Source organism: Streptomyces sp. NPDC026377 (assembly GCF_055567715.1).
Genome location: NZ_JBVHPV010000013.1, coordinates 37,386 through 50,692 on the forward strand (window position 1 = coordinate 37,386; position 13,307 = coordinate 50,692).

Below are 13,307 nucleotides of genomic sequence, written 5' to 3' on the forward strand. Positions count from 1 at the left end.
CCGCGCCGACGCGGTGCCACCCGGACGGGTGGCAGCGGATCAGTAGCGCTGGACGGCCGGCGGGTCGACGTAGCCGGCGCCGGACAGGCCGAGCGTCGCCTCGTAGATCTTCTTGTAGGTGCCGTCCTTGACGTGCTTCTCGATCGCGTCGTTGACGAAGTCCCGCAGCGCCTTGTCGTCCTTGTTCATGCCGATGCCGTACGGCTCCTGCGTGAAGGGGTGGCCGGTCACCTTGAGCTTGCCGGAGTTGGCGGCCGCGTAGCCCTTGAGGATGGAGTCGTCGGTGGTGACCGCGTCGACCTGCTTGGTCAGCAGCTGCTGGACGCAGTCCGAGTACTTGGCGAGCTCGACGACCTTCGCGCCGTACTCCGGCTTCTTGATCTCCTGGAGCGGGGTGGAGCCGACGATCGAGCAGACCTTCTTGCCCTTGACCGTGTTCTTGTCGGTGATCGCCGTCTCGTCCTTGCGGACCAGCAGGTCGGCGCCGGCCTTGTAGTACGGGCCCGCGAAGCCGACGAGCTTCTTGCGCTTGTCGTTGATCGTGTAGGTGCCGACGTAGTAGTCGACCTGGCCCTTGGAGATCGCGGTCTCCCGGACGCCGGAGTCGACCGTCTTCCACTCGATCTGGTCCTTGGAGAAGCCCAGGTCGGCGGCGATCATCTTGGCGAGCTCGATGTCGAAGCCGGAGCGCTCGTTGGTCGCCTGGTCCTGGAAGCCCAGGTAGGGCTGGTCGGCCTTGGCGCCGATGATGAGCTTGCCGCGCGCCTTGGCGGACTTGAACGTCGGGGAGTCGAGGGCGACGTCCTTGGCGACGGTGTACGTGGGCAGCTGCGGGGCGCCCGACTGGCCGGGCTTGGCGGCCTGCTTGTCGCCCGCGGAACCCGACTTGCCGCCACAGGCGGTCGCGGTCAGCGCGAGCACAGCGATCGCCGCGAAGGCGGCGGACTGGCGGAGCTTCATGTGAACATCCCTCGTATCGCTTGAATCGCTCAGATGGGGGGCCGTCGGCCCGTCGGGGAGGAGCGGCGCGCGGCGGCCGCTCCCGGTCCTCGCCGGCCTCAGTGGTGAAGGATCTTCGACAGGAAGTCCTTGGCCCGGTCGCTGCGCGGGTTGCTGAAGAACTGGTCGGGCGCGGCCTCTTCGACGATCCTGCCGTCGGCCATGAAGACGACGCGGTTGGCGGCGGAGCGGGCGAAGCCCATCTCGTGGGTGACGACGACCATCGTCATGCCGTCGCGCGCCAGCTGCTGCATGACCTCGAGGACCTCGTTGATCATTTCCGGGTCGAGCGCGGAGGTCGGCTCGTCGAAGAGCATGACCTTCGGGTCCATCGCCAACGCGCGCGCGATGGCGACGCGCTGCTGCTGTCCGCCGGACAGCTGCGCCGGGTACTTGTCGGCCTGGCTGCCCACGCCGACCCGGTCGAGCAGGGCGCGGCCCTTCTCCTCGGCCCGCTTCTTCTCCGTCCCGCGGACCTTGGTCTGGCCCAGCATGACGTTCTCCAGCACGGTCTTGTGCGCGAAGAGGTTGAACGACTGGAAGACCATGCCGACGTCGGCGCGGAGCCGGGCCAGTTCGCGGCCCTCCTGGGGCAGCGGCTTCCCGTCGATGGTGATCGCCCCGGAGTCGATGGTCTCCAGGCGGTTGATGGTGCGGCACAGCGTGGACTTCCCGGACCCCGACGGCCCGATCACGACCACGACCTCGCCGCGCGCGATCGTCAGGTCGATGTCCTGGAGCACGTGCAGCGCGCCGAAGTGCTTGTTGACGCCGCTCAGCACGACCAGGTCGCCCGACGCGGGTGCCGCGTCCTGGACGTCCTTGGTCACTGATACTCCGCTCATCGGCTTCCAGCTCCGCTCTTCCTCGGTTGGGGAGGAACGTAGTGCGCCGCTACGACCAGCGTCATTACATCTGAGCGAGAATTGAGCATCACGATCCGGTAGCGGGGTGGCACTCTCCGTGAAGGGGGCGCACGGCGCAATACCGGCTCCGTAACGGATGCCGCGCTCCGGTGGGTGTCCCCTTGACGCACCCCCGCGGCATGGGCGTGGATGCGGGAGTACATGCCTGGCGACGACTACGGAAGGGGGACGATGAGACTGCTGCTCGTCGAGGACGACGACCACGTCGCCGCGGCCCTGTCCGCCGTGCTCGCCAGACACGGCTTCGCCGTCGTGCACGCGCGCAACGGCGAGGAGGCGCTGCGGGCGCTGCTGCCCGACGACCGCGCCCCCAAGGAGCCCTTCGGTGTCGTCCTGCTCGACCTCGGACTGCCCGACCAGGACGGCTACGAAGTCTGCGGGAAGATCCGCAAGCGGACCGCCACGCCGGTGATCATGGTCACCGCGCGCGCGGACGTGCGCTCGCGCATCCACGGCCTCAACCTCGGCGCGGACGACTACGTGGTCAAGCCCTACGACACCGGGGAGCTGCTGGCGCGTATCCACGCCGTCAGCCGCCGCACCACCGCGGGCGAGGACAGCGGGGCGATCCCCGCGGTCGCCCTGCGGCTCGGGCCCGTGGAGATCGAGCTGCCCACCCGGCGCGTCACCGTCGCCGGTGAGAGTGTCCAGCTCACCCGCAAGGAGTTCGACCTCCTCGCGCTCCTCGCCCAGCGGCCCGGAGTGGTCTTCCGGCGCGAGCAGATCATCAGCGAGGTGTGGCGGACCAGTTGGGAGGGCACGGGGCGCACCCTGGAGGTGCACGTCGCCTCGCTGCGCTCCAAGCTGCGGATGCCCGCCCTGATCGAGACCGTGCGCGGCGTCGGATACCGGCTCGTCGCCCCGGCCGCGCTGTAAGGCCCGACACCCCAGGTGCGTACGCGACTCCTGCCGCTGCTGATCTTCCTGCTCGCCCTCGTCCTGGTGGCGCTGGGCTTCCCGCTCGCGATCAGCGTGGCCTCCGCGCAGCAGCAGAAGGTCGTCGTCGACCGGATCGACGACACCGCGCGCTTCGCCGCGCTCGCCCAGTTCGTCACCGCCGCCGACGACAAGGACACCAGCAGCAAGGAGCGCCTGGACACCCTGGAGGAGGAACTCGCCCGCTACCACGAGCTGTACGGGATCCGCGCGGGCGTCTTCTTCCGCAACGGCGTCGCCATGGCGAGCGCCCCCACGGGCTGGGGCGTGCCGGACGACAGCAAGGGCGGTGACGCCTTCCAAGAGGCGCTGGCGGGCCGCAGGAGCCACGATCCGCCCCAGGTCTGGCCCTGGCAGCGCGGGCGGCTCGTGGTGGCCTCCCCGGTGGTGCGCGAGGGCGATGTGATCGCCGTGGTGGTCACCGACTCGCCCACCGGGCACATGCGTTCGGCGGTGCTGCGCGGCTGGCTGCTGATCGCGGCCGGCGAGGTGGCGGCGATGCTGCTCGCGGTCGGCGCGGCCTTCCGGCTCACCAGCTGGGTGCTGCGGCCCGTACGCGTTCTGGACGCGGCCACCCACGACATCGCGACCGGGCGCATGAAGTCACGGGTCGCGGCCGCCGGCGGGCCCCCGGAACTCAGGAGGCTGGCCCGGTCGTTCAATGAGATGGCGGACAACGTCGAGGACGTGCTGGAGCAGCAGCGCGCCTTCGTCGCCGACGCCTCCCACCAGTTGCGCAACCCGCTCTCCGCCCTGCTGCTGCGCATCGAGCTCCTCGCCCTCGAACTGCCCGAGGGAAACGAGGAGATCGCCTCGGTGCGCACCGAGGGCAAGCGCCTGGCCCAGGTCCTCGACGACCTGCTGGGCCTGGCGCTGGCCGAGCACACCGAGGCGGACCTGCGCCTCACCGACATCGGCGCCCTGGCGGACGAGCGGGTGGCGGCCTGGCGTCCGCTCGCCGAGGACAAGGGCGTGCGGCTCACCGGGCAGCGGGCCGCCGTCACCGCCTGGGCGGACCCGGTGGCCCTCTCCAGCGCCCTGGACGCCGTCATCGACAACGCGCTGAAGTTCACCCCCGAGGGTGAGGAGGTCACGGTCGCCGTCGCCGCCGACGGTGACCACTCGAAGATCACCGTCACCGACCGCGGCCCCGGTCTGACCGACGACGAGCTGAGCCGGGTCGGGGACCGCTTCTGGCGCGCGGGCCGGCACCAGAACGTCAAGGGCTCGGGCCTGGGCCTGTCCATCGCGCGGACCCTGCTGGCGGCGGGCGGCGGCGCCATCACGTACGCCCACCACGCGCCGCACGGCCTGCGGGTGACGCTCAGGGTGCCGCGGACCTCACCGACGGGCTGAGGGCACGGCCCGGTCCCACGGCCCGGTTCAGGGCTTGGTCGACAGGTAGTAGCGCCGGGCGCCCTCGTGCAGCGGCAGCGGTTCCGTGTAGATCGCGGTACGCAGGTCCACCAGCTGCGCGGCGTGCACCTCGCGGCCGATGGCGTCCCGGCTGCGGATCACCGTGTGGGTGAACTCCTCGGTCAGGCCCCGGTCCGTACGGTCCGTGGTGACCAGCAGGTTCGCCACGGCGATGGTCGGCACGGCAACGCCCCGCTGCGCCTGCGGATAGGCGTCGGCGGGCATGGTCGCCGCCCGGTAGAAACCGGTCAGGCCGTCCGCGGCGTGCAGCGCGGGGACCAGGTCCCCCAGCGGTACGAGACGGATCTGGTCCTGCTCGGAGAGCCGCAGCACCGCGGTGGTGGGCAGGCCGCCCGACCAGAAGAACGCGTCGATCTTCCCGGTCCGCAGCAGCTCCGGCATGGTGTCGATGCCCGCCGACACCGGGGTGATGTCATGGGCCGGATCCAGCTTGGCCGCGGTCATCAGCCGCTCCGCGAGCAGCCGCACGCCCGACCCCGGCTGTCCTATGCCGACGCGCCTGGAGCGCAGGTCGGCCGTGGTGCGCACGGCGGAGTCGCGGGGCACCACGAGCTGGACGTAGTCGTCGTAGAGCCGGGCGCAGCCGCGCAGCCGGTCGGCGCCCGTGGAGCCGTCGCGCAGGTACTTGGCGACCGCGTCGGCGGTCGCGATGGTGAAGTCCGCCCGGCCGGTGGCCACCCGCTTGAGGTTCTGCTGCGACCCCTCGCTGGTCTGGAGCCGGACGTCCACCTCGGGCAGGTCGTCGGCGAGCGCCCGCTCCAGCAGCTCGCCGTACCGCTGGTACACGCCGGTCCGCACGCCAGTACTGAACGTGATCGTCCCCGAGGGCCGCGAGGCTCCCAGCGACAGCAGCCACCACAGCAGCAGCCCGAACGCCACCAGGGCCGCGACCGCCCCCTGGAGGGCACGGCGGCGGCTGACGCGGGGGAGGGCCTGGAGCATGGCGCGATCCTGCCAGCTCACTCCCCGTGATGACCAGGCCCGGGGTCGGCGAAGGCGGAACGGTCTGTCGGTGCGACCTCGTACCCTGGTGTACGAGATGAGCGAGGTAGAGGGTTTGAAAACGTACGAGGTGCGCACCTACGGGTGCCAGATGAACGTGCACGACTCCGAGCGGCTGTCCGGCCTCCTGGAGGGCGCGGGGTACGTCCGCGCGCCCGAGGGCAGCGACGGGGACGCGGACGTCGTCGTCTTCAACACCTGCGCGGTGCGCGAGAACGCCGACAACAAGCTGTACGGCAATCTCGGCCGGCTCGCCCCGATGAAGACGAAGCGGCCCGGGATGCAGATCGCCGTCGGCGGCTGCCTGGCCCAGAAGGACCGCGACACCATCGTCGAGCGGGCGCCCTGGGTGGACGTCGTGTTCGGCACGCACAACATCGGCAAGCTGCCGGTGCTCCTCGAACGCGCCCGTATCCAGGAAGAGGCGCAGGTCGAGATCGCCGAGTCGCTGGAGGCGTTCCCCTCGACGCTGCCGACCCGGCGCGAGTCCGCGTACGCGGCCTGGGTCTCCATCTCCGTGGGCTGCAACAACACCTGCACCTTCTGCATCGTCCCCGCGCTGCGCGGCAAGGAGAAGGACCGCCGTCCCGGCGACATCCTCGCCGAGGTCGAGGCGCTGGTCGCCGAGGGCGTCAGCGAGATCACCCTGCTCGGCCAGAACGTCAACGCGTACGGCTCGGACATCGGCGACCGCGAGGCCTTCTCCAAGCTGCTGCGCGCCTGCGGGAAGATCGAGGGCCTGGAGCGGGTCCGCTTCACCTCGCCCCATCCGCGCGACTTCACGGACGACGTCATCGCCGCGATGGCCGAGACGCCGAACGTGATGCCGCAGCTGCACATGCCGCTCCAGTCCGGCTCGGACACCGTCCTGAAGGCGATGCGCCGCTCCTACCGCCAGGAGCGCTTCCTGGGGATCATCGAGAAGGTCCGCGCCGCCATCCCGCACGCGGCCATCTCCACGGACATCATCGTGGGCTTCCCCGGCGAGACCGAGGAGGACTTCGAGCAGACCCTGCACACCGTCCGCGAGGCCCGTTTCGCGAACGCCTTCACCTTCCAGTACTCCAAGCGCCCCGGCACCCCCGCGGCGACCATGGAGGGGCAGATCCCCAAGGAGGTCGTGCAGGCGCGTTACGAGCGTCTGGTCGCCCTCCAGGAGGAGATCTCCTGGGAGGAGAACAAGAAGCAGGTCGGCCGCACCCTGGAGGTCATGGTCGCCGAGGGCGAGGGCCGCAAGGACGGCAGCACCCACCGCCTCTCCGGCCGCGCCCCCGACAACCGTCTGGTGCACTTCACCAAGCCGGAGCAGGACGTGCGCCCGGGAGACGTGGTGACCGTCGAGATCACCTACGCCGCCCCGCACCACCTGCTGGCGGAGGGCCCCACCACCGCGGTGCGCCGCACCCGCGCGGGCGACGCCTGGGAGAAGCGCAACGCGGCCCCCGCCCAGCCCGCCGGAGTCCTGCTCGGCCTGCCGAAGATCGGCGTCCCCGAGCCGCTGCCGGCCGCGACGGGCGGGTGCAGCGTCGTCTGACGCGGGTCCACGCGCGCGTAGCGCGGCTGTTCGTCCCCGGCGCCGCCACGCGCGCGTGGCGGCGCCGGGGGCGGGCGGCCCGGCCGCGCGCGTGTGGCCGTTTCGAGCCGAAGCCGCCGTTCGAGCCGAAAACGCCGTACGAGGCGGCTGCCGCGCGCCCGCCCACGCGTGGCCGGTTCGCGGTGCCCGTGCGGGGCCGCGGCCGGACCCACCCACTACGCTGCGGATCATGCTCGTAGCCGCCGCCGTCTGCCCCTGTCCGCCGCTGCTGGTGCCCGCGGTCGCCTCCGGCGCCGCGCCGGAACTCGATGCCGCGCGGGACGCCTGCGCCGACGCCGTGGGCCTGCTGGCCGCCTCCCGGCCCGATCTGCTGGTCGTGGTCGGCCCCGCCGAGCAGGCGGCCCGCGGCCCGCACCTCCAGGGCGCGCCCGGGTCCTTCGCGCCCTTCGGTGTGGACCTGCGCGTGACGCTCGGCCCCGCGCCGGGCGAACCGGACGGCAACGCGCGCGAACTGCCGCCCTCCCTCGCCGTGGGCGCGTGGCTGCTGGAACGCGCCGGCTGGTCGGACGCCCCGGTCGAGGGCCTCGGGGTCGGTGAGCCCCTGGAGGCCGCGCGCTGCGCCGACGTGGGCCGGGGCCTGCCCGCCCGGGCCGACCGCGTCGCCCTCCTGGTGATGGGCGACGGCAGCGCCTGTCGCACCCTGAAGGCCCCCGGCTACCTCGACGAGCGCGCCGCGGCCTTCGACGAGGGCGTGGCGAACGCGCTGGGCACCGCCGACACGCGCACGCTGCTGGAGCTGGACGCGGAACTCGCGTACGAGCTGAAGGCGGCGGGCCGGGCCCCCTGGCAGGTGCTGGCGGGCGCCGCCGAAGACGCGGGACTGGAGGGCCGCCTGCTGTACGAGGACGCGCCGTACGGGGTGGGGTACTTCGTGGCCGTCTGGTCCTGAGGGCGGGACGCGGATGCTCGGACGAGGGCCGCACCGGCGCGGGCGCCCGTGCCGGGGCCGCGCGTGGCCTGTGCGGGGGCCACACGGAGACGCGTGACCAGAGCGGCGAGCGGCACCGAGCGGGTTCCCCGACGAGGGCGCGCCGTCATGGGGCGCACACGGGGACGGCCGTGGAGCGCGACTGCTCCACGGCCGTCCCCGAGGCGGTCAGGGCGACGGGGGCGGGATGCCGCCGCCGTCCTCGTACGCCACGCTATTTCCGGGCGCTCTCGCCCGCCTCGTTGTCCGCCGCCTCCTCCGCCGACTGCTGCTTGGGGATCTCCATGCCCTCGGCGGCGGACGGTTCGGCCGTGTCCGCCGGCGCGGCCTCCGCGGCGGGCTCGGGCTTGTCCGTGGAAGTGGTGGCCTCCGGCCCGGCCTCGACGGCCTCCTCGGCCTCGGCCTTCCTGGTGGCGGACGCGGCCTCCTCGGTCGACGCCTCTACCGCCTTACGGCGAAACCTCGAAAAAACGCCCATATCAACTCCATAGCGTACTCGTGTGGGCGAAATCCCACCCCATCCGGAGCGCCTCATTGCGGCGGCCGGGGGCACCGGTTCGGCAGACCGGCGGTCGGAACCTCGCAACAGGCAACGAACCCGGATGCGCCACGTCACGTAGCTCGTTCGGGGACGGCGGCCGAGGTTTGCGAGACTGTGACCGTGAGAACTGCAGCTCCCGCACCGCGGGTCATCGCCGTCGTCGGTCCGACAGCGGCCGGAAAGTCCGATCTGGGTGTCTTCCTGGCCCAGCAGCTCGGCGGCGAAGTCGTCAACGCCGACTCGATGCAGCTCTACCGGGGGATGGACATCGGCACCGCCAAGCTGACGCCGCAGGAGCGCGGCGGTGTGCCCCACCACCTCCTGGACATCTGGGACGTGACCGAGCCCGCCAGCGTCGCCGAGTACCAGAGGCTCGCCCGCGCCGAGATCGACCGGCTGCTCGCCGAGGGCCGCACCCCCGTCCTGGTGGGCGGCTCCGGCCTCTATGTGCGCGGCGCGATCGACGCGCTCGACTTCCCCGGCACCGACCCCGAGGTACGGGCGCGGCTGGAGCGCGAGCTGGAGCAGGACGGGCCGGGCGCGCTCCACCGGCTCCTCGCCGAGGCCGACCCCGAGGCCGCGCGCGCGATCCTGCCCAGCAACGGCCGCAGGATCGTGCGGGCCCTGGAGGTCATCGAGATCACCGGCAAGCCGTTCACGGCCAACCTGCCGGGCCACGACTCGGTGTACGACACCGTGCAGATCGGTGTCGACGTGGGCCGTCCCGAGCTCGACGAGCGGATCACCGTCCGGGTCGACCGGATGTGGGAGGCGGGCCTGGTGGACGAGGTGCGCGCGCTGGAGGCCAAGGGACTGCGGGAGGGACGCACCGCCTCGCGCGCGCTGGGCTACCAGCAGGTGCTCACGGCGCTCGCGGGGGAGTGCAGCGAGGAGGAGGCGCGCGCCGAGACGGTCCGCGCCACCAAGCGCTTCGCGCGCCGCCAGGACTCCTGGTTCCGCAGGGACCCGCGTGTGCACTGGCTCAGCGGCGCCGCCGAGCACCGCGGGGAACTCCCGCGGCAGGCGCTGACGTTGGTCGAACGAGCGGTTACAGCCTGATCACGTGATGGCATCGGGACGCACCGCCGGTCATTGAGGCACCCGCGCGCGTGCCATCATCGACCTCGATCGACCAGTGGAGTCCGAGTGGGGAGGGCGCGTGGCGATGGAGGCCGGCCCTCGCGACAGAGAGCACGGAACGCGGGACGAGTCCGCGCGACCGGGCCCTTCGGAAGTGACGGCAGTGTCGGAAGGGCCGGACGTGAGCGACGCCGGACGGGAACCCGCCCACGGCGACGCCCCGGAGCCGAGCCCCGCCGAGCTGAGCGTCGGTGCCCTGGGCCCGACCGTCCCGGGCGCCCTGGGGCTCACCCCCGACGGACCGCAGGACGACGGTGTGCTCGCCGAGGGCGGCGAGGTCGAGGTCGAGATCCGTCCGCAGCGCAGGCTGCGGATCTGGCAGCTCGCGCCGATCGTGGTGCTCGCGGCCATGGGCTCGCTGATGTTCGCCTTCCCGCTCGCCTTCGAGTTCGGCGACGGCGGTCCGGTCGTGGCCATGCTCGGCCTCCTGATCAGCTGCTGCGCCGCCGGCTGGGGCATGATGGCCGCCCGCCGGGTGGGCTACACCTGGCCGGGGCTGCCCGTGCGCGGCTCCGGCGAGCGCCCCGACTGGCGTGTCATCGGGCTGTACGTGGCGGGCCTGGCCGTGGTCGTGGCCCTGGCCGTCTGGCGCGTCGCCCGGCTGCGCTGAAACGCCACCGCGCTCCCGCCCCGGGCCCGTCTCCCCGGCGCCCGGCCCGTTGTCCGAGGTCCCCCGTACGATGGGCGGCGTGAACACCACCTCGCCTCTCACCTTCCTCAAGGGCCACGGGACCGAGAACGACTTCGTGATCCTCCCGGACCCGGACAACGCGGTCGACCTGCCCGCCGCCACCGTCGCGCGCCTGTGCGACCGCCGGGCCGGCATCGGCGGCGACGGGCTGCTCCACGTCGTGCGCAGCGCCGCCCACCCCGAGGCGAGGGACATGGCGGGCGAGGCCGAGTGGTTCATGGACTACCGCAACGCGGACGGGTCGATCGCCGAGATGTGCGGCAACGGCGTGCGGGTCTTCGCCGGCTACCTCCGGCGTGCCGGACTCGTCGAGCGGGGCGACCTCTCGATCGCCACCCGGGGCGGGGTCAAGAGGGTCCACATCGCCAAGGGCGGCGACATCACGGTCTCCATGGGCCGCGCACGGCTGCCCGAGGAGAGCGTCACCGTGGAGGTGGACGGCCGCAGCTGGGCCGCCCGCAACGTCAACATGGGCAACCCCCACGCGGTCGCCTTCGTCGAGGACCTCGCCCACGCGGGCGAGCTGCGCTCGGTGCCGCCCTACAGCCCGGCCGCCGTCTACCCGGAGGGCGTGAACATCGAGTTCGTCGTCGACCGGGGCCCCGGCCACGTGGCGATGCGGGTGTACGAGCGCGGCTCAGGCGAGACCCGCTCGTGCGGCACGGGCGCGTGCGCGGTGGCCGTGGCGGCCGCGCGCAGGGACGGCGCCGACCCCGCCGTCACCGGCGCCCCCGTGACGTACCGGGTCGATCTGCCGGGCGGGACTCTGACCATCACGGAGTTCCCCGACGGCGGGATCGAGATGACCGGGCCGGCCGTGATCGTCGCGGAAGGCGTGATCGACCCGGTGCTCCTCGCCACGGTTGAAACGGCTGTGGCCTGAACCTTCGCTCGAATGGGTGATCCGGTTCACGCTGGGCGAGAGCCGGACTGCGCCACGTGGTGGGGTCGGTAGCATCAAGCACCGGCCCGGAGGGCACGCCTGCCTTTCCACCGCCGGTCGATGCTGCCGGAGGTGCCCCCATGAGTGCAGAGGCCACGAATCCTGACGCGCACAGTCGCCGACGCGGCCTCCCCAGGATCGACCTCCGCAGGCTGGGCCGGGCCGCCCTGCTGGGCCCCGCATCCCGTGACCGGCTGCCCGACGCCATCGGGCACGTCGCCGAGGCGCACCGGGCCCACCACCCCGACGCCGACCTCGCGGTGCTGCGGCGTGCGTACGTCCTGGCGGAAACGTCCCACCGCGGCCAGTTCCGCAAGAGCGGCGAGCCGTACATCACCCATCCGCTGGCCGTCACCCTGATCCTCGCCGAACTCGGTGCCGAGACGACCACGTTGACCGCCTCGCTGCTGCACGACACCGTCGAGGACACCGAGGTGACGCTCGATCAGGTCCGCGCGGAGTTCGGCGAGGAAGTCACCTATCTGGTCGACGGCGTCACCAAGTTGGAGAAGGTCGACTACGGGGCGGCGGCCGAGCCCGAGACGTTCCGCAAGATGCTCGTCGCCACCGGCAACGACGTCCGCGTGATGTCGATCAAACTCGCGGACCGGCTGCACAACATGCGCACCCTGGGCGTGATGCGCCCGGAGAAGCAGGCGAGGATCGCGAAGGTCACCCGCGACGTGCTGATCCCGCTGGCCGAACGGCTGGGCGTGCAGGCCCTCAAGACCGAACTGGAGGATCTGGTCTTCGCCATCCTCCACCCCGAGGAGTACGAACGCACGCGCGCGCTGATCGCCGCCAACTCGGGCACCGAGGACCCGCTGACCACCATCGCGGACGGCGTCCGGGCCGTCCTGCGCGAGGCGGGCATCAGTGCCGAAGTCATGATCAGGCCACGGCACTTCGTCTCCGTCCACCGCGTCCAGCTCAAACGCGGGGAGCTGCGCGGCACCGACCTGGGCCGGCTGCTCGTCCTGGTTGCCGAGGACGCCGACTGCTACGCGGTCCTGGGCGAGCTGCACACCTGCTTCACCCCGGTGATCTCCGAGTTCAAGGACTTCATCGCCGCTCCCAAGTTCAACCTGTACCAGTCGCTGCACACGGCGGTGGCGAGCACCGACGGCGCGGTCGCCGAGGTCCTCATCCGCACCCACCAGATGCACAAGGTGGCCGAGGCCGGCGTCATCGCGCTCGGCAATCCGTACGCGGGGGGTGGGCCCGGCGACGGCGCCGACCCGGCGGCCGACGAGCGCGAGGACCCCACCCGCCCCGGCTGGCTCTCCCGCCTCCTGGACTGGCAGCAGAACGCGCCGGACCCCGACACCTTCTGGTCCTCCCTGCGGGAGGAGCTCGCGCAGGACCGTGAGATCACCGTCTTCGGCGCCGACGGCCGCACCCTCGTCCTGCCCGCCGGGGCGAGCTGTGTGGACGCCGCGTACGCCCAGTACGGCGAGGACGCCCACGGCTGCATCGGCGCGCGCGTCAACGGCCGTCTGGCGACCCTCAGCACGGTCCTGAGCGACGGCGACACCGTGCAGCTGCTCCTCGCCCAGGACGCCGCCTCCGGGCCCTCCCCGGACTGGCTCGACCACGCCAGGACCCCGGCCGCCCGGATCGCCATCACCGGCTGGCTCGCCGCCCACCCCGAGGGGGTCAAGGTCCCGGCGGCCGCGCCCCGCCCGCAGATGTCCGTCACCACCGACCGGCGCAGCGCCGCCAACGCCGTCACCGACCTGCCGGGCGCGACGGTACGGCTCGCGGGATGCTGTACGCCGGTGCCGCCGGACGCCGTCACCGGCTTCGCGGTGCGCGGCGGCGCCGTGACCGTGCACCGCGAGGAGTGCCCGGCGGTGGACCGGATGACGACCCTCGGCCGGGCCAGGGTCGGGGTGCGCTGGGGCGACGCCGCCGCCTGCCGGGTCACGCTGGTCGCCGAGGCGTTCGGCCGCCCCCGGTTGCTCGCCGACCTCACCGAGGCCATCGCCACCGCGGGCGCCGCGATCGTCTCCGCCACCGTGGAGCCGCCCAACGAGCAGCGGGTGCGGCACACCTACACCCTCCAGCTGGCCGACGCGGCCGAACTGCCCGCCCTGATGCGTGTGATGCGCGACGTGCCCGGGGTCTACGACGTGAGCCGCGCGCAGCACCCGGCCGCGGCGGGCTGAGG

12 protein-coding genes are annotated in these 13,307 nt (G+C 72.5%); 8 read left to right on the top strand and 4 right to left on the bottom strand.

The genetic code is table 11. From position 1 onward, the window contains the following. Positions 1-39: 39 nt before the first annotated feature. Positions 40-960, bottom strand: a complete 921-nt coding sequence (locus tag ACZ4MU_RS24855) for a glutamate ABC transporter substrate-binding protein (protein ID WP_467880527.1) — start codon at positions 958-960, stop codon at positions 40-42. A gap of 98 nt (positions 961-1,058) precedes the next feature. Further along, entirely contained in the window at positions 1,059-1,844 is a 786-nt protein-coding gene (locus ACZ4MU_RS24860) for an amino acid ABC transporter ATP-binding protein (RefSeq protein WP_467880530.1), read from the bottom strand. 252 nt (positions 1,845-2,096) lie between these two features. Here ACZ4MU_RS24860 and ACZ4MU_RS24865 point away from each other — a divergent pair, with 252 nt between their 5' ends. Together ACZ4MU_RS24865 and ACZ4MU_RS24870 are read left to right on the top strand one after the other, a co-directional pair. After that, on the top strand, positions 2,097-2,801 hold the full coding sequence (locus ACZ4MU_RS24865) for a response regulator transcription factor (protein ID WP_467880532.1): 705 nt from the start codon (positions 2,097-2,099) through the stop codon (positions 2,799-2,801). A 15-nt stretch (positions 2,802-2,816) separates the two neighbouring features. After that, positions 2,817-4,217: a sensor histidine kinase gene (locus ACZ4MU_RS24870; protein ID WP_467880534.1), complete on the top strand. Its 1,401-nt coding sequence runs from the start codon at positions 2,817-2,819 to the stop codon at positions 4,215-4,217. Between the two features lie 27 nt (positions 4,218-4,244). On the opposite strand, the gene ACZ4MU_RS24875 is transcribed toward ACZ4MU_RS24870, so the two are convergent. After that, complete coding sequence (locus ACZ4MU_RS24875) at positions 4,245-5,240, bottom strand: TAXI family TRAP transporter solute-binding subunit (RefSeq protein ID WP_467880536.1); 996 nt, start codon at positions 5,238-5,240, stop codon at positions 4,245-4,247. Between the two features lie 97 nt (positions 5,241-5,337). On the opposite strand from ACZ4MU_RS24875, the gene miaB reads away from it, so the two are divergent. Next, positions 5,338-6,834: a tRNA (N6-isopentenyl adenosine(37)-C2)-methylthiotransferase MiaB gene (miaB, locus tag ACZ4MU_RS24880; RefSeq protein ID WP_467880539.1), complete on the top strand. Its 1,497-nt coding sequence runs from the start codon at positions 5,338-5,340 to the stop codon at positions 6,832-6,834. A gap of 229 nt (positions 6,835-7,063) precedes the next feature. Further along, on the top strand, positions 7,064-7,783 hold the full coding sequence (locus ACZ4MU_RS24885) for a class III extradiol dioxygenase subunit B-like domain-containing protein (protein ID WP_467880542.1): 720 nt from the start codon (positions 7,064-7,066) through the stop codon (positions 7,781-7,783). Positions 7,784-8,036: 253 nt separating this feature from the next. On the opposite strand, the gene ACZ4MU_RS24890 is transcribed toward ACZ4MU_RS24885, so the two are convergent. Further along, on the bottom strand, positions 8,037-8,300 hold the full coding sequence (locus ACZ4MU_RS24890) for a hypothetical protein (protein ID WP_467880543.1): 264 nt from the start codon (positions 8,298-8,300) through the stop codon (positions 8,037-8,039). Between the two features lie 183 nt (positions 8,301-8,483). Here ACZ4MU_RS24890 and miaA point away from each other — a divergent pair, with 183 nt between their 5' ends. The 4 genes from miaA (at position 8,484) to ACZ4MU_RS24910 (ending at position 13,305) form a co-directional block, all read left to right on the top strand. Further along, a complete protein-coding gene (gene miaA / locus ACZ4MU_RS24895; RefSeq protein WP_467880545.1) occupies positions 8,484-9,422 on the top strand; it encodes a tRNA (adenosine(37)-N6)-dimethylallyltransferase MiaA in 939 nt (312 codons plus the stop codon). A gap of 106 nt (positions 9,423-9,528) precedes the next feature. Beyond that, the gene (locus tag ACZ4MU_RS24900) at positions 9,529-10,113 is read left to right on the top strand and encodes a hypothetical protein (RefSeq protein ID WP_467880953.1); all 585 of its coding nucleotides are present in this window, start codon (positions 9,529-9,531) and stop codon (positions 10,111-10,113) included. A gap of 70 nt (positions 10,114-10,183) precedes the next feature. Next, positions 10,184-11,077, top strand: a complete 894-nt coding sequence (gene dapF, locus ACZ4MU_RS24905; RefSeq protein WP_467880548.1) for a diaminopimelate epimerase — start codon at positions 10,184-10,186, stop codon at positions 11,075-11,077. A 140-nt stretch (positions 11,078-11,217) separates the two neighbouring features. Next, on the top strand, positions 11,218-13,305 hold the full coding sequence (locus ACZ4MU_RS24910; protein ID WP_467880551.1) for a RelA/SpoT family protein: 2,088 nt from the start codon (positions 11,218-11,220) through the stop codon (positions 13,303-13,305). The last annotated feature ends 2 nt before the right edge of the window (positions 13,306-13,307 follow it).

Coding starts and splice junctions, on each gene's coding strand:
- ACZ4MU_RS24855 (WP_467880527.1), bottom strand. CDS start 960: ATGAAGCTCCGCCAGTCCGCCGCCTTCGCGGCGATCGCTGTGCTCGCG.
- ACZ4MU_RS24860 (WP_467880530.1), bottom strand. CDS start 1,844: ATGAGCGGAGTATCAGTGACCAAGGACGTCCAGGACGCGGCACCCGCG.
- ACZ4MU_RS24865 (WP_467880532.1), top strand. CDS start 2,097: ATGAGACTGCTGCTCGTCGAGGACGACGACCACGTCGCCGCGGCCCTG.
- ACZ4MU_RS24875 (WP_467880536.1), bottom strand. CDS start 5,240: ATGCTCCAGGCCCTCCCCCGCGTCAGCCGCCGCCGTGCCCTCCAGGGG.
- miaB (WP_467880539.1), top strand. CDS start 5,338: ATGAGCGAGGTAGAGGGTTTGAAAACGTACGAGGTGCGCACCTACGGG.
- ACZ4MU_RS24885 (WP_467880542.1), top strand. CDS start 7,064: ATGCTCGTAGCCGCCGCCGTCTGCCCCTGTCCGCCGCTGCTGGTGCCC.
- ACZ4MU_RS24890 (WP_467880543.1), bottom strand. CDS start 8,300: ATGGGCGTTTTTTCGAGGTTTCGCCGTAAGGCGGTAGAGGCGTCGACC.
- ACZ4MU_RS24900 (WP_467880953.1), top strand. CDS start 9,529: ATGGAGGCCGGCCCTCGCGACAGAGAGCACGGAACGCGGGACGAGTCC.
- dapF (WP_467880548.1), top strand. CDS start 10,184: ATGGGCGGCGTGAACACCACCTCGCCTCTCACCTTCCTCAAGGGCCAC.
- ACZ4MU_RS24910 (WP_467880551.1), top strand. CDS start 11,218: ATGAGTGCAGAGGCCACGAATCCTGACGCGCACAGTCGCCGACGCGGC.